This is a genomic window from Reichenbachiella sp., assembly GCF_033344935.1.
In the GTDB taxonomy this organism is placed as follows: domain Bacteria; phylum Bacteroidota; class Bacteroidia; order Cytophagales; family Cyclobacteriaceae; genus Reichenbachiella.
This window is the reverse complement of record NZ_JAWPMM010000001.1, coordinates 878168-900032: the sequence shown is the minus strand read 5'-3', so window position 1 is coordinate 900032 and position 21865 is coordinate 878168. Positions and strand designations below refer to the sequence as shown.

General features: G+C 39.8%; 22 protein-coding genes. 10 read left to right on the top strand and 12 right to left on the bottom strand.

Annotation, left to right across the window (positions count from 1 at the left end):
• The first annotated feature begins 87 nt into the window (after positions 1-87).
• Positions 88-432 (top strand): MotA/TolQ/ExbB proton channel family protein, encoded by a 345-nt coding sequence (locus tag R8N23_RS03825; protein ID WP_318170240.1) that lies wholly within the window; start codon positions 88-90, stop codon positions 430-432.
• Between the two features lie 67 nt (positions 433-499).
• The gene (locus R8N23_RS03820) at positions 500-871 is read left to right on the top strand and encodes a group III truncated hemoglobin (protein ID WP_318170239.1); all 372 of its coding nucleotides are present in this window, start codon (positions 500-502) and stop codon (positions 869-871) included.
• Here R8N23_RS03820 and R8N23_RS03815 read toward each other — a convergent pair.
• The 5 genes from R8N23_RS03815 to R8N23_RS03795 all read right to left on the bottom strand — a co-directional run bounded on the left by R8N23_RS03815 (position 858) and on the right by R8N23_RS03795 (position 6840).
• Positions 858-2126: a toxin-antitoxin system YwqK family antitoxin gene (locus R8N23_RS03815; protein WP_318170238.1), complete on the bottom strand. Its 1269-nt coding sequence runs from the start codon at positions 2124-2126 to the stop codon at positions 858-860. The genes R8N23_RS03820 and R8N23_RS03815 overlap by 14 nt on opposite strands.
• Before the next feature lie 69 nt (positions 2127-2195).
• On the bottom strand, positions 2196-3206 hold the full coding sequence (locus R8N23_RS03810) for a beta-ketoacyl-ACP synthase III (protein ID WP_318170237.1): 1011 nt from the start codon (positions 3204-3206) through the stop codon (positions 2196-2198).
• A 32-nt stretch (positions 3207-3238) separates the two neighbouring features.
• Entirely contained in the window at positions 3239-5179 is a 1941-nt protein-coding gene (locus R8N23_RS03805) for an OmpA family protein (RefSeq protein ID WP_318170236.1), read from the bottom strand.
• 78 nt (positions 5180-5257) lie between these two features.
• Entirely contained in the window at positions 5258-5959 is a 702-nt protein-coding gene (locus R8N23_RS03800; protein ID WP_318170235.1) for an SOS response-associated peptidase, read from the bottom strand.
• Positions 5960-5970: 11 nt separating this feature from the next.
• Complete coding sequence (locus R8N23_RS03795) at positions 5971-6840, bottom strand: YheT family hydrolase (protein WP_318170234.1); 870 nt, start codon at positions 6838-6840, stop codon at positions 5971-5973.
• A 274-nt stretch (positions 6841-7114) separates the two neighbouring features.
• Between R8N23_RS03795 and R8N23_RS03790 the strand changes: the two genes are divergently transcribed.
• From R8N23_RS03790 to R8N23_RS03775, 4 genes are all read left to right on the top strand, one after another.
• Positions 7115-8734: a 2-oxo acid dehydrogenase subunit E2 gene (locus tag R8N23_RS03790; protein ID WP_318170233.1), complete on the top strand. Its 1620-nt coding sequence runs from the start codon at positions 7115-7117 to the stop codon at positions 8732-8734.
• A 69-nt stretch (positions 8735-8803) separates the two neighbouring features.
• Positions 8804-9352 (top strand): ATP-dependent protease subunit HslV, encoded by a 549-nt coding sequence (hslV, locus tag R8N23_RS03785; protein WP_318170232.1) that lies wholly within the window; start codon positions 8804-8806, stop codon positions 9350-9352.
• Positions 9353-9483: 131 nt separating this feature from the next.
• Entirely contained in the window at positions 9484-10572 is a 1089-nt protein-coding gene (gene gcvT, locus R8N23_RS03780; protein ID WP_318170231.1) for a glycine cleavage system aminomethyltransferase GcvT, read from the top strand.
• 1 nt (position 10573) lies between these two features.
• Entirely contained in the window at positions 10574-11284 is a 711-nt protein-coding gene (locus tag R8N23_RS03775) for a 2-phosphosulfolactate phosphatase (RefSeq protein ID WP_318170230.1), read from the top strand.
• Here R8N23_RS03775 and R8N23_RS03770 read toward each other — a convergent pair.
• The gene (locus tag R8N23_RS03770) at positions 11277-12275 is read right to left on the bottom strand and encodes a DUF4407 domain-containing protein (RefSeq protein WP_318170229.1); all 999 of its coding nucleotides are present in this window, start codon (positions 12273-12275) and stop codon (positions 11277-11279) included. The genes R8N23_RS03775 and R8N23_RS03770 overlap by 8 nt on opposite strands.
• A 426-nt stretch (positions 12276-12701) precedes the next feature.
• Here R8N23_RS03770 and R8N23_RS03765 point away from each other — a divergent pair, with 426 nt between their 5' ends.
• The 3 genes from R8N23_RS03765 (at position 12702) to R8N23_RS03755 (ending at position 13845) form a co-directional block, all read left to right on the top strand.
• Complete coding sequence (locus R8N23_RS03765; RefSeq protein WP_318170228.1) at positions 12702-13085, top strand: DUF4783 domain-containing protein; 384 nt, start codon at positions 12702-12704, stop codon at positions 13083-13085.
• Between the two features lie 201 nt (positions 13086-13286).
• Positions 13287-13493: a hypothetical protein gene (locus R8N23_RS03760; protein ID WP_318170227.1), complete on the top strand. Its 207-nt coding sequence runs from the start codon at positions 13287-13289 to the stop codon at positions 13491-13493.
• Between the two features lie 151 nt (positions 13494-13644).
• Complete coding sequence (locus R8N23_RS03755; RefSeq protein WP_318170226.1) at positions 13645-13845, top strand: hypothetical protein; 201 nt, start codon at positions 13645-13647, stop codon at positions 13843-13845.
• Positions 13846-13938: 93 nt separating this feature from the next.
• On the opposite strand, the gene R8N23_RS03750 is transcribed toward R8N23_RS03755, so the two are convergent.
• The 6 genes from R8N23_RS03750 to R8N23_RS03725 all read right to left on the bottom strand — a co-directional run bounded on the left by R8N23_RS03750 (position 13939) and on the right by R8N23_RS03725 (position 19916).
• Positions 13939-14937 carry a glycosyltransferase gene (locus tag R8N23_RS03750; RefSeq protein WP_318170225.1) on the bottom strand — a complete coding sequence of 333 codons (999 nt, stop codon included), beginning with the start codon at positions 14935-14937 and terminating at the stop codon, positions 13939-13941.
• 19 nt (positions 14938-14956) lie between these two features.
• The gene (locus R8N23_RS03745) at positions 14957-16165 is read right to left on the bottom strand and encodes an NADH:flavin oxidoreductase/NADH oxidase family protein (RefSeq protein ID WP_318170224.1); all 1209 of its coding nucleotides are present in this window, start codon (positions 16163-16165) and stop codon (positions 14957-14959) included.
• Positions 16165-17016, bottom strand: a complete 852-nt coding sequence (locus R8N23_RS03740; protein WP_318170223.1) for a hypothetical protein — start codon at positions 17014-17016, stop codon at positions 16165-16167. The genes R8N23_RS03745 and R8N23_RS03740 overlap by 1 nt, the downstream gene beginning before the upstream one ends.
• Before the next feature lie 39 nt (positions 17017-17055).
• Complete coding sequence (locus R8N23_RS03735; RefSeq protein WP_318170222.1) at positions 17056-18399, bottom strand: deoxyguanosinetriphosphate triphosphohydrolase; 1344 nt, start codon at positions 18397-18399, stop codon at positions 17056-17058.
• A gap of 5 nt (positions 18400-18404) precedes the next feature.
• Positions 18405-19157 (bottom strand): SDR family NAD(P)-dependent oxidoreductase, encoded by a 753-nt coding sequence (locus tag R8N23_RS03730; RefSeq protein ID WP_318170221.1) that lies wholly within the window; start codon positions 19155-19157, stop codon positions 18405-18407.
• Between the two features lie 72 nt (positions 19158-19229).
• Positions 19230-19916 (bottom strand): outer membrane beta-barrel protein, encoded by a 687-nt coding sequence (locus R8N23_RS03725; protein WP_318170220.1) that lies wholly within the window; start codon positions 19914-19916, stop codon positions 19230-19232.
• A gap of 124 nt (positions 19917-20040) precedes the next feature.
• On the opposite strand from R8N23_RS03725, the gene R8N23_RS03720 reads away from it, so the two are divergent.
• Positions 20041-21861, top strand: a complete 1821-nt coding sequence (locus tag R8N23_RS03720) for a DUF885 domain-containing protein (RefSeq protein WP_318170219.1) — start codon at positions 20041-20043, stop codon at positions 21859-21861.
• Positions 21862-21865 lie beyond the last annotated feature (4 nt).

Sequence of the window (21865 nt, the reverse complement as noted above, 5' to 3'; positions counted from 1 at the left end):
CCGATTTAGCGAGGGATTCTACCTAGGTGAGAAACAAGCCTCCTCCTAGCTTTGGAACAAATAATTTTAAACTTAAAAAGAAATAACATGATTGATTTATTATTTGAAGGAGGCATACTGTTTATGAGCATTCTTACCATCACATTGGCAGCTAGTATCGGGATTTTCGCTTTTCATTTGATCAAAAAAACGCAAGACGAAAATCAATTCGCATTAATTAAATCCGTTGGACTATTTGCCCTCGTATTTGGTATCTTGGGACAATTCATTGGATTGTACAGTGCGCTTCAGCACATCAGCCAGGTGGAATCTGTTTCATCCGCTATGTTAGCCGGAGGTATTCGGGTTTCTTCTATCACAAGTATTTATGGCATGATCATCTTTTTGGTGAGTTATTTGATGTGGTTTACCATAAAACTAATCCATAGATAAGACCAGTGACACAGATCATGCGAATTTGAGGTGATTGTCCAGAGTTCATATATAACTTTGGGCAATCATGAATGACATACAAGGCAGAGCAGACATCGACCTACTCATAGAGACTTTTTATAAAAAAATTATGGTCGATGAAGAGATCGGATATTTTTTTACAGAAGTGGTGAAATTGGACTTGGAACATCACCTACCCAAGATTGCAGACTTTTGGGAAACCACCTTATTTCATCAGGCCAAATACAAAGGAAACCCCATCACCCCACATGTGGCCATGCATGAGAAGTCACCCATGGCGCAAGCTCATTTTGACCGCTGGGTCAAGGTGTTTTGTAATACTATTGATGATTTGTTTGCTGGAACAAAAGCCGAGATGGCCAAGCAGCGAGCGCACTCTATTGCCACCGTAATGCTGATAAAAATTAAAACCGTCTAGTGCTCTTGAGTTTACCCTTGCGGGTATAATACTTCCAGGTGCCGGTGGGTTCGCCTTGATTATATTTTTCCTCAGAAGCAATTTTTCCATTGTCGTGGTAACCAAGCCAGGTGCCATGTGGCAATCCATTTAAATAGTTTTCTTTTACCTGTAGCTCACCATCCAAATAGTACACATTGCGTGTACCGCTCCCATTGGACAATGTTCCCTTGGGAAATACTTCTCCTTGTTCAGAAAAATATTCACTCACATCAAATAATTGTCCGTGTTTCCAATTTTCATCCTGAATCAGTTGCTCATTTTCATAGAAATGCCCCCACAAGCCATTCTTTAAATTTGCTTGATAGGAACCAATAGATTTCAATTTTCCAGACTCATAGTACTCAATCCATTGCCCATCCTTCAAGTTATTCTTGTATTTGCCCTCCGATTGGAGGACACCAGATTCATGGAAATATTTCCAAAGGCCCTGTTTGTGACCAGCCTGATACTCTCCTATAGAAAATATCATACCCAGAGGTGTCATACTGACCCATGTCCCAGACTTAAGGTCAGCTTTATAGGTTCCTTCTGCACTTAGGGAACCATCCTTAAAGTATTCGCTGTACTTTCCATCTAGCACCCCATTGACATAATGAGCTTTCAGGGTTTTATTTCTATTGTAATGATACTCCTCTACTTTGCCGTTGAGCAATCCTGACTGATAGGTCTCGGTTCTTTTAACTCTTCCGTTTGGATAATAATAAGTCCACGTACCAACAGGCAAACCATCTTTATAGTACTTTTCATAATTTTTATTTCCCAAAGAAGAACGCTCGATCCATACACTATCCTTTTGGCCTTCTTTGTAATGACCAGAAAGGGCGACTAAAGCATTATCATAGTATTCAAAATATGGGCCGTGTAGTACGTCGTCCTCAAAATTTGCCGAAGATATCAGCTTTCCATAATTATCGAAGGTATTGTAAGGGCCATTCTTTGTTCCATTCCTGAGGAGAATCGCCTCCGATACTGTTTGATTGTAGTATTTTAACCACACACTATCTGGTTCTCCTTGCGAATAGTAACCTGTCACTATCATACCGTCCCATCTTCTCTCAAACTTCCATTGGCCTTCACGTTTTCCTAAATAGGTTTCTCCACTCGCGCGGAAGGTGGTATCGGTAGACACTTCTTTATAAAAATTCTGTGCCCTAGACAAAAAAGGAGTAAGAACAATTACCAAAAAGAAAAGCGTACATTTTTTCAAATGCATAGAGAGATTAGTCGTTTGCCACAAAGCAAACAATTAACGTGCTAGGTTCGACAAATTTTCAAACAATTTTTACCAACGGATCAATGCCGACGCCCAGGTAAACCCACTACCAAAGGCTGCCAAACAAACCAAATCGCCTTCTTTCACTTTGCCTTCTTCTAAAGCTTCACTCAAAGCCAATGGAATGGATGCGGCAGTTGTGTTACCGTACTTCTGGATATTGTTAAAAACTCGGTCATCGGTCAACTTCATTTGCTTTTGGATAAATTGACTGATACGTAAATTGGCCTGATGAGGAATGAGCATATCAATGTCATCGGCCTGATAGCCGTTTTGTGTTAGCGCCTCCTGAATCACCTGCTGAAACCGAACGACCGCATGTTTGAATACAAAGTTGCCATTCATATATGGATAGTATCGAATATCCTCTGGGTCGTTTCGTTCGATATAGTTAGGTACCCAATCGGTAGTTGCCGGCCCTATGAGTGCCAACTCTTCGGCGTGCTGGCCTTCAGAGTGCAGATGCGTAGATAGAATTCCTTTGCCTTTTTCTTCTGTCGCCTGCAAAATGGCCGCACCAGCTCCATCACCAAAAATGACAGAGACCCCTCGACCTCGAGTGGTAAAATCCAAACCACCACTATGTACTTCGCTACCTACTACCAGGACAGTTTTGTACATCCCAGTTTTAATAAACTGGTCAGCAACCGAAATCCCATAGACAAAGCCAGAGCATTGATTTCTAATGTCTAAGGCGCCAATTTCTTTTTTAAATCCAAGCTGTTTTTGGAGCATCACGCCAGGACCAGGGAAGTAGTAATCAGGACTAAGAGTGGCAAAGACAATAAAATCAATTTCATCAACTGCTATTCCTGCCTTTTCAATGGCCATTCTTGAGGCTTTAGTAGCCATAGAAGAAGTGGTATCCTCACCACCTGGCACAACATGTCTCCTCTCTTTGATACCAGTTCTTTCCTGAATCCAAGCATCATTGGTATCCATGAGTGGTTCTAGCTGTTGGTTGGTTACTACATTGTCCGGGACATAGTGCCCCATTCCAATAATCTTCGCACTTTTCATATTTATCTTTTTTGGATTCGGAAAATTAAGTCTTATTCCAAAACTAGCACCTCAATTCTCCTATTAAACTCTCGGCCTTCTCTTTCCTGATCATTAGATGCCATCGGAATTGCATATCCGTATCCCTTAGCCACCACACGTGTTTTAGGTATTCCATGATCAGTCAAATACTTGGCCACAGCCCTGGCTCGCAGAACCGATATTCTTAGGTTGGCTTTTCCATCTCCAATATTATCAGTATGCCCGGCAATTTCAACTTTTAGGTCTGGATTTTCTTTCATAACCAGCAACAACGGTTCGAGTTTTGGTAATTCTGAAGTTGCCAATTCAACTTTCCCAAATCCAAAATATAAATTCGATAGTAGTGCCTTGTTACTTGGTCTAAACTTGCTTCCTATGTTATCCAAATCAGTATAGGTCGGATCATGATAATCATTATGCTCAACAAGCAACTTTTTCTCCTGATCAATAGCAAAGTTCTTTCGCATAGTTTTCACCTCTGACTCTGGAGTTTGTATTCTTTCACCATGTACTAATTCGTCGTGAAAAAAAATCTCAACCTTCAGGTTATCCTCACTTCCAACATGCACTTCATATTTACCCTCCTGATCGGTCATGGTTTTTATTTCAAGACCTGTAGTCCTAGAGGGATATAAGTGAATTTCAGCATCTTCAGCTGGCAAACCATCACCATCAACAATAGTACCTGTCAGGAAGATCTTATTGGACTCATGAAAAAAATAAATATCAAAACTTCCTAAAGCACTTAGCCTATCAGATACAAAATAGCCTGAATTTGAATTGGTATTAATTTTAAATTGGATATCGTGACCTATCGAGTTGGTCGGATAGCCTAGCGATATTGGTACTGACCAGGAATTAGTGGATGCATCATATTCTGATTTGAATACGTCATAACCTCCAATAGAACCAAATCCCTTTGAACTAAAGTAAATCGTATTTCCATTGTCTGTCAAATAGGGGTAATCCTCGTCTAATTCCGTTGTAATAGCTTCAGAAAATAGCTCGGGCTTACTCCAGTTATTACTGGAGCCATCTAATCGCGAAACAAAAATATCTAAATCCGCAGACTTCCCTTTCTTTCGATTGGCGAACAAAATGGTGTTTTCTTGCTCATTGATAAAAAAATGAGATTCCAACCTGGAGTCTGACACCTCTCTACTCAACGTTTCTGGCTTGCTCCATTTTCCATCGTTATTATGACTGGAATAGAGACTACCCTTTTTATCCCCCCTATACAAATAGATTTTACTTGATTCATTCACTACTTCAATGTTGGCATTTTTTTCTTCAAACCTTCCAAAATGCTTCAACGCAGTTGGTTCAGACCAACTTCCTCCAGAGCGTATAGTATGATAAACCTGAAATGGTTCTTCTTGATCCTCATTGCCCTTATCCGAGAGGAAGAGCAGTTCATTTGATTCACTAAAAAAAACAGGACTGTATTCTGTAGATATTGAATTGACAGGTTCAGGCAATTGGTCTATTTCATAGTTTTCAGAAAGACTGTGATGAACCTCAGCTCTTTCCGCCCAATCAATAAAAAATTGGGTCTCAGAAATAATTACGGAGCTTTTGTACTTGTCCAAGGCTAAAAACTTTTTCCAACTCTCAGATGCTTTCTTAAATTGATTTTGGTGAAAGTAGGCTCTACCTAGCCAGTAATAATAGAACTTATCCCGCTTGCCTTGTGTGGATTTATATTGCAACAAATCGTCCATAGTTGAGTTTCTCGGATCCAACAATGCGTTACAAATAACCATCCGGTAAGAAGCCGTTCGATTTTCTGAGTCGAGAGCTAATATTTGCTCATAAACCGCTGCAGCCTCAAGAAGCTCTTCAGCATAAAAGTACTTTTGTGCTTTTTTCTCCAGTTTTTCAACATCCTGACTATAACATAAAGAAGTGCTGAACAATAGCCCAATCAGTAAAGTACATTTCTTGAAATACATACCTCATATTGTCTATTTCTCAATATGCCTTTAATAAGATACGAATTTTTGAAAAGAATAGAAACCGTAGGGTAGATCTTAATCAAATAGCGTGTAGTTCCCGAGCTGATCCACCGATGACTCAGGCTTAATCAAATGGTCACCGTTATTGGATACGTTGGTGATCAATGGAGATACAGAATGGTAACTTATTTGACCCAGACTCTCTGTATTATTAAGTATTTCCATCAGCTCTTCTAACGTAGAATAACTGTCGAGCCATTTTTTCTCGAAATCCTTTGGAATAACTCCAGGCATGCTCATCCCAAATTCTGGAATATTAATATAGTTGGGTATCTCAATGATCTTGAATGTGTAATGCACATTACCATCCATGTCCTCATTCTCTTCCCAAATGGCTGGAAGGCTAAACATAGTTTCGGAAGGGTTGTAAAAATAATGAGGTGTCTTTCTCTTTTTGCTGTACTGCTTCCAAAGATAAAAACCGTTGACTGGCACCAAACATCGATGTTTCTCTAGTGCATTACGCAAAGTAGTTTTGGACATCAGTTGGTCTCTTTCGCAGGTCAATAATTTCGGAGAAATGCTCTTATTGTTAGACCACTCTTTGTTAGTGCCCCAGAAAACAAAAGATATTTCGCCTTTGGCAGCATTCGTCACTACAGGAAGCTGCTGCGCCGGAGCTGCATTGTAATTAGGTACGGTAAACTCCTCACCTTTCAAACCGTATCTGGCATTAATCGCTTCAAAATCTGAGTAAATCGCGTACCTATCTAACATAAATTAATTTTCTAAAGCTGATTAATGAATCTAAATGCCCTGTCTTCAGACCAAAATGTTCCATTATTCTGGTTGGATGAAAAACCCACATGACCTCCAAATTTAGGCATCTCAAAATAAACATTTTTCGAAGATTCAAATTTTGTTTGGTCAAAACAAGATTCAGATAAAAAAGGATCATTCAAAGCATTCACCAAAAGTGTCGGAATTTCAATCCCTTCAATAAAGTTTCTGGCGCTACACTTCGCATAATAATCATCTGCCGAATCAAATCCATGTAGCGGGGCAGTCACTACATTGTCAAACTGATACATATTCTCCACTTTCATTAACTGGCCTACATCCACAGATCCTGGTAATTTTTCATTCTTAGCCTTTCCTTTCACTTTTAATGATTTCAAAAATCGTTTACAGTACAGGAAGTTATGGGGTTTATCTATTTCATGGCAACAGCCTTTTAGATCGATAGGCACAGAGAAAGCAAAGGCCGATTTGACCCTCGAATCGCGTTTTTCTTCTCCTAAATACTTCAAAGTTAAATTCCCTCCTAAACTAAACCCTCCCAAGGTTACATTCGGTATATTCAGAGTAAGGGCATATTCCACTATCGTTTTGAGGTCTTGAGTGGCCCCACTATGGTAGAATCTGGGGGTGTTGTTCATTTCCCCGCTACAGCCTCGATAATTCCAGGCGATTACATTCCACCCTTCTCCATGAAATTTTTTAACCATTCCTTCTATGTAAGGTCTATGGCTGTCTCCCTCCAACCCATGAGATAAAATAAGTAACTTATCAGAATGAGATTTGTACCAGTCCAAATCTAAAAAATCTTGATCCGGCGTATCAATTCTAATCCGCTCATAGGCAGGTAAATTTTTCACTTTACGAGTAATTCCCGGGATTATCGTTTCGAGGTGTCTATTAAAAAGAAGTTTGGGACGTTGATAGTCAGAAGAATGGATTATTGGCATTGAAAATAACTACGTGTTTTTTTTACTCAAATTTAAAATTTTAAAATATTCTAACCGATTCTTTTCGAAAACTATATTTTTTTCACCGTTAACGTAAACGAATCGAAATTTTCAATTTAGATAAATTTGATTAAACCCTATTTCGAGCTAATTTAGCCGTTCGATTTTTAATTAATCATAAATAATGGCGGAAGTAATTAAGATGCCGAAGATGAGCGACACCATGGAAGAAGGTGTAATCGCGTCTTGGCTAAAAAAAGTAGGGGATGAAGTAAAATCTGGAGACATCTTGGCTGAGGTTGAAACCGACAAAGCCACTATGGAATTAGAATCTTACGATGATGGCGTATTACTTCACATCGGAGTAGAAGAAAAGTCCGCCGTTCCTGTAGATGGCGTGATTGCCATCATTGGTGAAAAAGGTGAAAAAATTGATGACCTTTTGGCCAGTCTCTCTGGCTCATCAGCGCCAGCAGCCAAAGAAGAAACTCCAGCCGCAGCACCGGCTCCAGCTGCTGCAGCAGAAAAAATTGACACTTCTGGTATCAACGCTCAGGTAATTAAAATGCCAAAAATGAGCGATACCATGACAGAAGGCGTTATCGCTTCATGGATTAAGAATGTTGGAGATGATGTGAAATCTGGCGACATCTTAGCTGAAGTAGAAACAGATAAGGCTACTATGGAACTGGAATCATACGACGACGGTGTCCTATTATATAGAGCGGTAGAAGCCGGCAACGGCGTTCCTGTGGATGGCGTAATTGCTATCATTGGCGAAAAAGGAGCTGACTTTGAAACATTGCTAAAAGCAGAAGCTGCAAATGCTGAAGCTCCAGCTCAAGAAGAAAAGAAAGAAACTGCCCCAGCACCGGCTGCTGCACCAAAAGCCGCCGCACCTGCACCAGCAGTTCAAGCCGCTCCGGTAGCTAATTCTAATGGAAGAGTAATTGCTAGTCCATTGGCAAAAAGCCTGGCTAAAGAAAAAGGATATGATATTTCGCTTATCCCAGGCACTGGCGATGGAGGAAGAATTATCAAAAGAGACGTTGAAGCCTTTGTTCCTTCAGCAGTTCCGGCCGCAGGTGGCGTAGCTGCAACAGGCGCATTTGGAGTAGAAAGCTACGAAGATGTACCAGCTTCTCAAATGAGAAAGGCTATCGCCAAAGGAGTGACAGCTAGTCAGTTTGGTGCACCTCACTTCTACTTGACCATGGAAATTGACATGGACAAAACGATAGAAGCTAGAGCCAGCATCAACGAATTGGCACCTGTCAAGATTTCATTCAATGATATTATCATTAAGGCCGTAGCAGCTGCATTGAGAAAACACCCTGATGTAAACACTTATTGGATTAGTGAAACCAATAGTATCAGAAAAAACAATCACATCAGTGTTGGGGTAGCTATGGCAACTGAAGAGGGTCTTGTTGTGCCTGTTGTAAAATTTGCTGACACTAAAACATTGGCTCAGATTTCAGCTGAAGTAAAAGATTTTGGAGCAAAAGCAAAAGCTAAGAAAATTCAACTGGATGAGATGCAAGGCAATACTTTCACTGTATCTAATTTAGGCATGTTTGGCATTGAGCAGTTCACTTCTATTATCAATGCGCCTGAGTCTTGTATTCTGGCTGTAGGTGGAATCAAACAAACTCCTGTCGTGAAAAATGGGGAGATTGTACCTGGCAATGTGATGAAGATCACTTTGACTTGTGATCACAGAACAGTAGATGGCGCTGTTGGATCTGCTTTCCTTCAAACACTGAAAGGATTTATCGAAGACCCAGTAAGAATCTTGATATAAAAACAATTTAAAAGGAGAGGTTAACCTCTCCTTTTTTTATTCGTTTGAATTCCCTTTAAACAAATAGACATGTCGAAATTCCCAAAAATAAAATCAACCACCGTCTGTGCGATCAAACACAATGGACAAGTAGCCATTGGCGCCGATGGACAAGCCACACTTGGTAATACAGTTGCGAAAAGCAACGTCAAAAAAATCAGGAAGCTACAAGATGGCAAAATAGTAACCGGTTTTGCTGGTTCTACCGCAGACGCTTTTACGCTGTTAGAGCGTATGGATGAAAAGCTCAACTCCTACGGTGGCAATATGAAAAGAGCTGCCATCGAATTAGCAAAAGACTGGCGCATGGATCGGTATCTACGTAGATTGGAAGCCATGTTGATTGTAGCTGACAAAGACGAAATATTGGTCGTATCGGGTACTGGCGATGTATTAGAACCGGATAATGACATAGCTGTTATCGGCTCGGGAAGCATGTATGCTCAATCTGCCGCATTGGCATTAAAAAAGCATGCCAGTCAACTGTCTGCTGAAGAAATGGTTCGAGAAAGTCTGAATATCGCAGCTGATATCTGTATCTATACCAATCACAATTTGGTGGTAGAAAAGGTAGATTAATAATAATCTTACCCAAATCAATATCAATTTGACATCTCCTTATTTCTGATAAAATTCTAACCGAATTGATTTGGAGATATTTTTGAGCTCTAGGCCTATTGGTTAAATTTGCGGCACTAAATTGAACAACCATGGATATCAAAAAAATAGCCCTAAATGACCTCCACGAATCTCTTGGTGGAAAAATGGTCCCATTTGCTGGATACAATATGCCAGTACGATATAGCTCAGACAAAGAAGAGCATATTCAAGTACGTGAAAGCGTAGGTGTATTTGATGTTTCTCACATGGGAGAATTTCTCCTTGAGGGGCCAAAAGCCTTAGATCTTATACAAAGAGTAAGCAGTAATGATGCTTCAAAATTAGAAGATGGTCAGGCACAATATTCTTGTTTGCCTAACGAAGATGGTGGAATTGTAGATGACTTGATTATCTACCGAATGGCGGAGGGAAAATACTTCCTTGTTGTCAACGCCTCTAATATCGAAAAAGACTGGAACTGGATTTCAAAATACAATACAGAGGGAGTAAAAATGACTAACCTCTCTGACGAGTATTCTCTATTCGCTGTACAAGGACCTAAGGCAGTAGAAACCTTACAAAAGTTAACAGATGTAGATTTGAGTGAGATCAAATTCTATACGTTTGTTGAAGGTAAGATCGCTGGAGTTGATGATGTGATCATCTCTGCCACTGGCTATACGGGCGCCGGAGGTTTCGAATTATACATCAAAAACAAAGATGCCGAAGCGGTATGGAAGAAGGTATTTGAAGCGGGCGAAGAATTTGGCATTCTACCTATCGGTCTTGGAGCCAGAGATACCTTGAGACTAGAAATGGGCTATTGCCTATATGGAAATGACATTACAGATACTACATCACCTCTTGAAGCAGGCTTAGGCTGGGTGACCAAGTTCACTAAAGAGTTTACAAACTCAGCAAATCTTGCTAAGCAAAAAGAAGAAGGCGTTACTCGAAGATTGGTTGGTTTCATTATGGAAGACAAAGGAATTCCAAGAGGGCATTATGAAATAGCTGATGCAGATGGAAACATCATTGGTGAAGTTACCTCAGGAACGATGTCTCCTTTAATGGGTGTAGGCATTGGCTTGGGTTACGTGAAAGTAGGGCATCACAAGGCTGATTCTGAAATTTACATCCAGGTTAGAAATAAGTCACTCAAAGCCATAGTCACTAAATTACCACTTTATAAAAAATAGATTGAAAAGAAATATAGACGTTTGCCTCTCTCCAGAACTCATAGGGTTATATGATCTGGAAGGAAAAATAGTAGTTGTAGTTGATATTCTAAGAGCCACTTCGGTTATGGTCACAGCCATGGCGCATGGAGCAAAAGAAATCATACCGGTAGCTACACTTGATGAGGCAAAGTCATATTTAGAAAAAGGCCTTTTGTGCGCCGCAGAACGAGGCGGCGCACAAGTAGATGGCTTTCCTTTGGATAATTCACCGTTCAGTTATATGAACGAAGAAATCAAAGGTCAACCTATCGTAATCACCACAACTAATGGCACATTGGCCATTACTAAATCTACTTCGGCTGATGAAGTGCTAGTAGGGGCATTCTTGAACATCAAAGCAATTGCTGATTATATCACCAAGCAAGACAAAGATGTGATCGTACACTGTGCTGGATGGAAAGGTAAAACCAACATGGAAGACACGCTGTTTGCAGGTGCTCTCGTTGAGTTGCTAGAGCAATCTCACGACTTAGCGTGCGATACGGCTCATCTTTCTTTGAAATATTACCAGTCCGTCAAAGACAACCTCTTTGAAACTGTTAAAAATTCGGCGCATGCCAAAAGACTAAACAAACTGCATGTAATCAAAGACATTGAGTTTTGCGTCCAGCAAAGCATTTATGATCTTGTACCTGTCCTTAGAGGAGATAAATTAGTTCCGGCTAATTAACCTGAGTCATTATATATTCTTCCACCCTCTTGTCTGATTTGTACACTTTCTCCTTCCGGTAGCTCTCAAAGTGCTTTTCATGCACTTCTAGCAAATCATCGTAAGGACCCCTGGGTGAAATCAATTTGGCCATAATTGGTGCAATTTCTAACATGATAAATAATAAAATGATAAAGACATTCGCGTAATAAATGGTATCATATTTACCCCCCAACCTATTCAATGCGGTTAGCTGAAAGGAAATCCCATTGATGTTATTCACTTCAATTTGATTAAGGTCATTTTTCATTGATAGATCCAATTGCTTAAGTTCTGCGTCAATTTGTTGTTCAACGGATTCATTTTTCGCAATCAATTCATCTAACTCAGCTTGGGCTTGATCTGCATTTCTTTTTTTGATTTGATAGATGGGACCGGGGTTCACCTTTCCACTTCCACCAGTACCATCTGCTTCTTGCCTGGCTATGTCCAGCAATTCGTTTCTTATTATCTCCTTTTTCTCAATAGCTCCATTTAGCATTTCTCTTTCAGATTTAAGAGAATCTGTCTTCGCGCTATACCGGCTTTCAATCGCTTTTTCATTACTTGCCAGCAATTCCTGTTTTATCAGTCCCAATTCGGTTGCTATTTCCTTTTCAAAAACCTTTAATTCAAGTGGTTTGGATATTACCAAGGCGATTAGAATAGCCAGTATCATTCGTGGAATAGCTTGGATATACTCCTTTGACTCATGAGATTTCCTCATGCTTAGCACAATGAATCTATCCAAATTGAAAATCATTAATCCCCATACCAAACCAAAGACAATGGGCCATACTATTTGATCGAAGACGAAATACATCGCATAAGCGGAGGAAATAGCCGCGAGCAATCCTGTAAAAAACACAGTTGCTCCCATTCCTACATACTTACTTTTTTCGGATGGGCATCTATTGAGAAGCGTCAACGAAGCTCCTGAGCAATAGCAAAAAAATCGTTCGAGTTTATTCATTACAATGAGTTTTGACCTTAAATATTAATAGGTAATAACCAGTTCCTGTTATTACCTATTAGAGATATAAAAAAATAGACTACGAAAGCACTCTAGCTGGCAGCATAAATAATGCTCTGATAAATGCAAATACACCTTCAACCGCAAATCCAACTAATCTAAAAGGCAGCAAAATCAACCAAATGAGAGGATATAGAAACAAAAGTGCAATTGCTAAGGGCCAGCAGATTACTAATAAAATAAGCCAAAGAAGTAGTTTCATAATTTTGAGTTTTACATTTCCTAACGCAACAACACTCATTTTGTTGGATCAAACGAATACCCACATTTAACGATTTAAACGCACAATATTTGAATGCCTCGAGAAAAGGCCTAATTTTAGTGCACTTGGCATAATATTCGCTTCATTCAGACAAAACAAATACTATGAAAAAGTCTCTTCTTTTGGCCATTGCCCTAATCATCGGGATAGCCAGTTATGGGCAGTCAACCACGGAAAATGTGAAACTTGCCTTAAACGCCGGTAGCGCAAAGGAGCTCATCAAATATTTTAATGAGGTAACTGAATTGAAAATTGACGATTCGGGGGCAAACTATAGTCGAATACAGGCAGAATCGGTACTAAGGGACTTTTTTCAGCAAAACCAAGTTGAAAATTTCGATTACATACATAAAGGCGCTTCTCCTGAAGGGCTGAAATACAATATTGGCATGTATAACGCCAAGTCTGGGACCTTTCGTGTTGTCATTTTACTCAAGGAGATCAAAGGACAATATGTGGTGGACACGATGAATTTTAATAAAGAGTAAACACCCAATTCTCTCCTTTCAGTAGCTGAGGCCCGAATGACAGACTTGTAAAGTATCCTGACAGTTATTTAAAGCTTTGGGTCGAAAATTAAACATCCTGACGCCTGTTGGCAGTCAATTTTGTCAGCTTAGTTAACTCATTTGGCAGGCAACGAAATTCCAACCTCCTTTACTTTGGGGTATTACTAAACTAAAAAGCATATGCATTTTATATGGTATAACCCTGACCTAAACGAGTACAAGTACGGTAATGTGGCTGCTTTTAATTTAGAAATTGAATCAGCCAATAATCCCAGAGCATATACGGTGCTCATGGAATTTGACAAGGATTCTAAAGAGTTAGCCTACAAGATCATTGAGCAATTAAACATTGCTAATACACAATCCGTCGTAAGATTAGCCTCTTAGGTCGAAAAATGTAGGCGTCTCGTAGTGTTTTCAACTAGTATTGAGGACGGTTCGTTTTTAATACTTAGTTAGAATTTGACAGTTGAGTAAAGTAAACTGGCAGATACGAACACTTAGAATTAGGTTTATTTGTAACGTTAACACATTGGCTATGCATCTTATTTGGTATAATTCTGTAACCAAAAAGTATGAGTATGGAAGTTCAGTTGACTTCAAATCTTTGAAGAAGACGAGTGATTTGGGAGACGCCCTAACTATACTCATGGAATTTACTGGAGATGACAAAGTGTTAGCCCACAAGATTATTGGGGAGTTGAACATAGCCAAATCAGAACCTCTCATGGTGGTTTGAAACTATGACTGAAATAGCAACCTTTTTCTCATAGCTTATCCTGTAGACGGCAGGAAATAGTGTTAATAAACGAACCCCGGCTTCTGTCGGGGTTTATTTTTTGTCAAAAAAAAAGGATGGAAAAACTTGACGTTCGGCTTGGCCAAGTAAATTCAATTTGATTTGAGATTTTAGATAACCGAACCCATAGCCTAACAATTGGATAAAAGCTGCAGGAATAGCCAGCACGGCAACTATGAAAGAATTGGACCTCCAGGCATCTAGCCCAATCAACCCGATAAACAAACTCAAAGGCAATAAACTATATCCTCCAGTTGAGGGTATCAACAACAGCAATCCCAACGTTCCCAACAGAAATAGAGACGGTAGCATATAGACCACCTTACCAGTACCGGGATACCAACGATTCAAAATCACTCTAACTACACCAAACTTGTACACTTGCTTGATGAATTTTTCAAAATCAATTCTTCGCTTATGAAAAACTACTGCTTCGCGAATCAGGGAAACTTTGTATCCCGCATCCATTATTCGAAAACTTAAATCTGGATCTTCTCCCGGATGAATGTCAGAAAAACCACCCACTTTTTCATAAACTTCTTTTTTAAGTCCCATGTTGAAACTTCGGGGTTGATATTTGTCTAATTGCTTCTTGCCACCACGTATTCCTCCTGTGGTAAAAAAGGAAGTCATCGCATAATTAATCGCCTTTTGCACATTTGAGAAACTGGGATGTGCAGCATCTGGCCCTCCAAAGGCATCTGGCTGTATCTCGACAATCGCATGGTCCAAATTCTCGAAGTAATCTTCAGGAAGCACACAATCTGAATCAAAAAAGAGGAAGTATTCTCCTTTTGCCTTTTTCATTCCAAAATTTCTACTATCTCCAGGCCCTGTGTTTTTTTTGAAGAAGTAATTAATTGGCAAGTCATATCTGTCTATCAAAAAATCAGACTTCTGATCCGAACCATCTTCTACCAAGATAATCTCAAATGGCTTGATTGTTTGATTTTTCAAACTATCAAGCATCTCCTTCATTTCATCAGGACGATTATAAACCGGAATAATTATGGAATACTTTAGATGGGTCATCTGTTTTTCTGCTAAATCTCTAACCTGCAAATTTATTGGCTAGCGCTTTTACAAATTCATGTTTTATCAAATGAAATGCTGACCTCGCTGCTGAATAGTTTTTATTGATTGTTTTACCTCGCCCTAAACGGTCCAATTGCAAATTATAGAAACCCGCCTCTGCCATATCTTCAAATGCCTTTATTCCGGTTCTTATAGAAAAGGGGCCAGGAGTTACCTCTCCAGCTAAAAACCTACCGGCAAAATTATCATAGAGCAAGTAAGGTCTTGCCATACCCACAACATCCAGCAAATTTTCATTCAAGGCTTCATTGCAGAATTCAAGCGAACGAATACCACCAGTAACCATAAGGGGAATACTGCTTTCTTTCCTTACCTTTTCTGCGAAATCCAGAAAATATGCCTCTCTTTTTTTTGTTGATTGCCTTACATTCTCCGCCAGTAAAAATTCTGCATTCTCATAAGTGCCTCCAGAGATCTCCAACAAATCAATACCCAATTCCTCAAGTTGTTTAATCACCCAAAGCGAATCCTCCTCACTAAACCCACCTTTCTGAAAATCGGAAGAGTTCAACTTCACACCTATTGGAAAATCAGGACCTACGCAACTCCTTGTAGCTTTGACAATTTCAAATAGAAACCTCGTTCTATTTTCCAGATTTCCACCCCACTCGTCAGTTCTTTTATTGGTAATAGGTGACAAAAATTGACTAATAAGATAGCCATGTGCCGCGTGTATCTGAATGCCTGTAAATCCCGCTTGCTTCGACAATTCTGCTGCAGTGGCATATTTCTCAACTAACCCTTCGATTTCACTGGTCTCTAAAGCTCTAGGCTTCGCAAAAAATCCTAGCTTTTTTAATTTGACATTAGAAGCGGAAACTGGTCTCAAATTATTGAAAATTGAAGTCTGCCGACCACTATGAGAGATCTGAGTCCAACAATGATTACCTCCTGAAGTTGCCGCTTTTGCCCACTTCTTCAGTTCTGGTAAAAACTCTTTATGCATCACCACATTTCCAGCGGATTCCAAATGAGCTTTTTCAAGCATTACATTTCCTGTAATCAATAGTCCCGAGCCTTCTTTAGCCCAGTTTTCATACAGGGTATAGTGTCTTTGGTTTGGTTTTAAATCTCCAACCGAGAAGCGTTCGGTCATTGCGGCCTTAGCGAGCCTATTCTTGAGCACTGCACCACATGGCAATTGTAAAGAATCGTGTATATCCATCACAAAACCTCTTTTAGAAATTTTAAAGAAGTTTGATAGAATTTCATGACTAATCTGCGCTGATCTTGAATCAGATTATAGGGTGCCAATTGGCTGACGGGTAAAACTGCTCCCACCCATTCATTTTCATGCCAATGCCCTTTTACATCGCTCAAATCAATCAAATTTTTTGTAGGGTAAGGCCAGGGTGAACAATAAAAATAAGGTTCATCATAGTACTTATCGCCTGGTGACATCCCCATGTTAATACTCCTCGAAGTTTCAGGATCACCAGTATCCAACAAAGTGATCCTTGCCGCGAGGTCAAAATGGTGAGGCCAACATTTGATTTCAGAAGCATTTTCTTCCTTCTGAACCAGATTTTTCAACAAGGCAGCAGTATTATGATAAAGCTTGCTCAATTCTTGAGCCGCGGCCATATTTTCAACATGAAAAGCTTCTCCTTTTGCTGTAGCATATTCTGGGATCTTATAAGGGTAATTCAAATTAATTTTTGAAAAATCAGCCCCCAACTTACTCAATTCATGCTCCAGCCAAACCATCACGTCCGTTTGCCTAATATTCTCCATTGCGATCGAAGAAATAGTCTGCAAATGCTCATCAACGAGATATACTTCAAACTTTCTTAAACTAATTGATGATCTGAATTTTGTATCTGCTTCGACCCAGCGACCGACTATTCTTTGTAATCCAAAGTCCCATTCCAAATTGGCATTTTCATCCTGCTCATTGGCAGGTAAAAATGATCGCCCTACAGCTGCTACATTTTGAATGGCCTGATGAAATTGTTCGCGCGCTTGCGAAAGATCGGAAACATCCGGAAACGTAAGTAATTGCCAATCTTTATTCATGGTACTCATTCTATTCGAAAGATAAACATTGTCTTGGCCTTAAGCCAAGCTTATTCCTTTCATAATTCTAAATTGTTTGACAGCCGAACTATCGGTCATGCCAGATATATAATCTGTGATTTCCAAAAAAGACTCGTATGGACTTTTTGCCCAATCTAATTTGAATTGAATCTCAGATGGCAACAAACGATAAACACTTTTATGTCTCCCCGAATAATTTTTTTCATCATAAAACTTACAAAAAACAGCTTCTATAAACGACTCCAATAGACCGTCTATCACCTCAAATCCCGCTGCTTCCTTTTCCAAGACTTGTCTGCTTTGATATATTCTCTTGACCGAAAAAGAACTTAGTCTTTCCAGTGTATCCGCAGCAGGTATTAGGTCAGTAAGTGCCTTGTCAAATGATCCATTAAGAATCTGTTCTTCGTGTGCCATAAACACTTCAGAGGTTTGATGAATGAGCGTGTTGATGGCCACTGCTCTGAGTACACCAATTTTCTCCTTGTCACTAACAATGTTTTCTAGTTTCTCAGGATAATAATGATCTCCCAATATCTCCGCCAGGAAATCTCTAGCTTCTTCATAAGTCACCAGACCTAAACCAAAACCATCCTCCAAATCGATAATGCTATAGCAGATATCATCTGCGGCCTCCACTAAAAAAGCTAGCGGGTGTCTGGCATAGATATTCTCATTTTCATCAAACTGAATCAATCCCAAATGATTAGCCACTTGGCAAAACACGCTTTCTTCAGCTTTGAAGTAGCCGTATTTTTTTTGGCTTTTTCTTGACTTGTCCCGGTTCGGAAGAGTAGAAGAACAGGGGTATTTTGTAAAAGCAGCCAAGGTTGCAAATGTCAACCTTAGTCCTTGCTTTTGATTTTTTGTCAATAGTCTAAAGCCCTGTGCATTGCCTTCAAATCGAATCAAATCATTCCATTGTTCTGGCGACACGAGCGCTTTGAACTTCTGAGCTTTGCTGTTGTGAAGAAAGTAATCTGAGATAGCCTGCTCTCCAGAGTGACCAAATGGTGGATTGCCCACGTCATGCGCTAAGGCAGCAGCGCCAACCACGGCTCCAAAATCATAAGGAGTCAGGTAAGACAAGTCAGCGTTTTTTTCAATCACTGACGCTCCTACATTCTTACCCAACGATTTCCCAACGCTGGAAACTTCCAAACTATGGGTCAATCGGGTATGTACAAAATCCTGATCTGGCAGAGGAAAAACCTGGGTTTTATCCTGCAGATTCCTAAATGGGCCACTAAAAATGATTCGATCATAATCGATTTCAAAATCACTTCGAAGAGGATTTGTGTTTTTGTTCTCTTTATTATCACCAATTCTTGCTGATGACATCAAACGCTTCCAGTCCATCATATTGCCTAGGATTGACGATTAACAATGGTACTGCTGGCCTGAGCCGTTGGGAAAATCGTAATATCAGCAATGGTGACATGAGGCGGCCGCCCTACTACAAATTTTACAGTCTCCGCAATGTCCTCCGCGTATAGAGGCGTAATGCCTTTATAGACACTTTCACTTTTATTCTCATCACCCTTAAAGCGAACCATCGAGAATTCTGTTTCGACTAATCCTGGATGGATACCTATAACTCTAATACCATAGGGGTTCAAATCCATTCGCATACCATTGGTAGCTGCATCCACTCCAAATTTGGATGCACAATACACATTTCCATCAGGGTACACCTCTTTACCTGCAATGGAACCAATATTGATAATATCACCAGATTTTCTTTCGACCATACCTGGAGATATGGCCCGAGTTACATACAAGAGTCCTTTTAGATTGCCATCTATCATGGCATCCCAATCTTCCAAATCTCCCTCATGAATAGGCGCCCTGCCATGCGCATTACCAGCATTGTTTACCAAAACCTGGATATTTTGCCACTCGGTTGGAAGTGAGTTCACTGCTTCATTTACAGCTTGAGCATCAGATACGTCAAAGGATAAAGTTCGAACATCTGTAATTTTACTTAGCTCATCTGCTAGACTTTTGAGTCGTTTCACTCTACGACCACAAATAATTAGGGTGTATTCAGGTGCTAGTGCTCTGGCGATAGCTTCACCAATTCCAGAAGTTGCTCCGGTAACAAAGGCAATTTTTTTCATTTTTCGAATGAGGTAATTGAATCCCGAAATTACATGGAATCTATGAGATAATTAAATGGCTTCCTTTGTTATTCAAAGATCAAAACTGATACTCAATTGAGGAAAGACCATGTGGGTTCTACTAATTTCCTGATGTTCATAATAGAAGTCTCCAAAATCATCCTGTCTTAAATTTTTAGGTGAAATATATTCCATAGGACCACTCGCCAGATATAAAACCCTTAAATCAGCTCCAAAGGCTTGTTTGCGAAATGAAAAACCTAATCCAGCGCCATAGCTCCAAACACCTTTAGTCTGATCTGCAAAAACAGACTCATCCTCAATATCAAAAAGCGTATCGAAAAGATCGTTGTTGTATTTAGTAGTAGTTGAGAAAAATTTTCCGCCACCCAAAAGATCAACATAAGGTTTGATATGTGAATCGGTTTGCACTCTCAATCGTGTCATCAGATGAGTCGTAATTAATGTGGCTGTAGTCTTGAGAGGAAGCCCGCTAATTTCAGTCTTATCCTTCCCCATATAGTTGATTCCCAAATCCAGACCCACTTGGAAAAAATTATTGACTTTTGATGGATTCCAAACCCCACCCAAATTACCTCCGTAACCAAGGTTTCTGTCTATTTCATCGGCGAAAGTGCCAACAGGCACAGCAAACTGCAATCCTATCCAAAATTCTCCAACAGGAACATTAGACGGACTTTGGGCAGAGAGTTGTTCTGAAAATGAAATGATAATGATAGATAGTATCAGTTTCTTCATTCGAATTAAAATGTTATAATCTAACGTCAAGCAAAATACCAAAACCCCTAAAAGTATCCTTACGTGCAAGTAAAAGCTTTAGCTTCAATTCAATAAATTGCGAACTCAATTAAACAATACAAAAATGAATAAAGTCAAAAACTCTCTATTTTTCCTTCTAGCCTTGATCATGGCGTGCAACCCAGATCAAGAAAAAAAGACGTACTCAGCAGAAGAAATAGCTTCTGAATCTCAAAAAGCCAATGACTTTTTTGAGAAATCTTTTACTGATGGATTGAGCAGAAGCCCTGAGTATCAAACCTATCTTGGAATAAAAGACAATCAAGACAAATGGGACGACTACTCAGACGAAAATGAAAAAGCAGAACTCGAAATAACCAAGCAAGAGCTGCAATGGCTCAAAGACTCCATCAACTACGATGCGTTGGACAAAATGAGCAAAGTCAGTTACGATTTATTCGTAGCGAATTCAGAGCAGCAAATTGATGGATTCAAATATAGGCTGTACAACTACCCCGTGAATCAAATGTTTGGGATGCACTCAGGCAAACCAGCCTTTTTGATCAACATGCACCAAATCACAAATAAAGAAGACGCTGAAGCTTACATCTCTAGATTAAATAAGTTAAAAACGGTTTTTGATCAATTGATCGTCAATCTGAAAACCAGAGAAGAAAATGGAATTGTCCCTCCCAAGTTTGTATTTCCTCGAGTCATTTCAGACTCTGAAAACATCCTGAAAGGTGCTCCATTCACAACAGGAGAATCAAGTACACTATTAGCAGACTTTTCAGGAAAAATTGAAAACCTTGATTCCCTATCTCAGGATGAAAGAGAGGAATTATTGGCCAAAGCCAATGAGGCGCTTTTGACTGGTGTAAAGCCAGCATATGAGTCTCTTATCTCTTTTTTGACAGAACAAGAGAAAAGAGCCACTACAGATGACGGTGCATGGAAATTTCCTAATGGAGCAGCTTATTTCAATTTTGCTCTAAAAAGAACCACAACTACAGATCTGACCTCAGATGAGATTCATGAGATTGGCTTAAAGGAAGTAGCCCGAATTCATAATGAAATGAGAGAAATTATGAAAAAGGTACAATTCGAAGGCACTCTACAAGAGTTTTTCAAATTTCTTATTGAAGATGATCAATTCTACTATCCAAACACAGACGAGGGCAAATTGGCATATATGGACAGTGCCACAACCATTATCAACAATATGAAAGCCAGGTTGGACGAATTGTTCATCACAAAACCAAAGGCAGACATGATAGTAAAAAGGGTCGAAGCTTTTAGAGAGCAATCAGCAGGCAAGGCATTTTATCAAAGTCCAGCGCTCGATGGTAGCCGACCAGGCACTTACTATGCTAATCTTGCAGATTCCAAAAATATGCCCAAATTTGAAATGGAGGCACTTGCTTATCATGAAGGCATTCCTGGCCATCACATGCAACGTAGTATTTCACAAGAACTGGAAGGAGTTCCTAAATTCAGAAAATTTGGTGGGTATACGGCATACACGGAAGGATGGGGACTATACTGTGAATTTTTACCAAAAGAAATGGGCATGTATGCAAATCCCTACTCTGACTATGGGCGATTGGCTATGGAACTTTGGAGAGCCTGCAGATTGGTAGTAGACACTGGAATTCACGGCAAGAAATGGACACGTGAAGAAGGTATAGCTTACTACCAAAACAATACTTCAGGTAGCGAACGGGAGTGTGTAAGAATGGTGGAACGCCATATAGTGATGCCATCACAAGCCACCGCTTATAAAATCGGTATGCTGAAAATATTAGAACTAAGAGCTGATGCTCAAGCCAAATTGGGAGAAAAATTCGACATCAGAGAATTTCATGATGTGGTATTGACCAGCGGGGCCGTTCCTCTTGATTTACTAGAGGTTATGGTCAACGATTGGATAGCTTCAAAGAGCTAAGTTT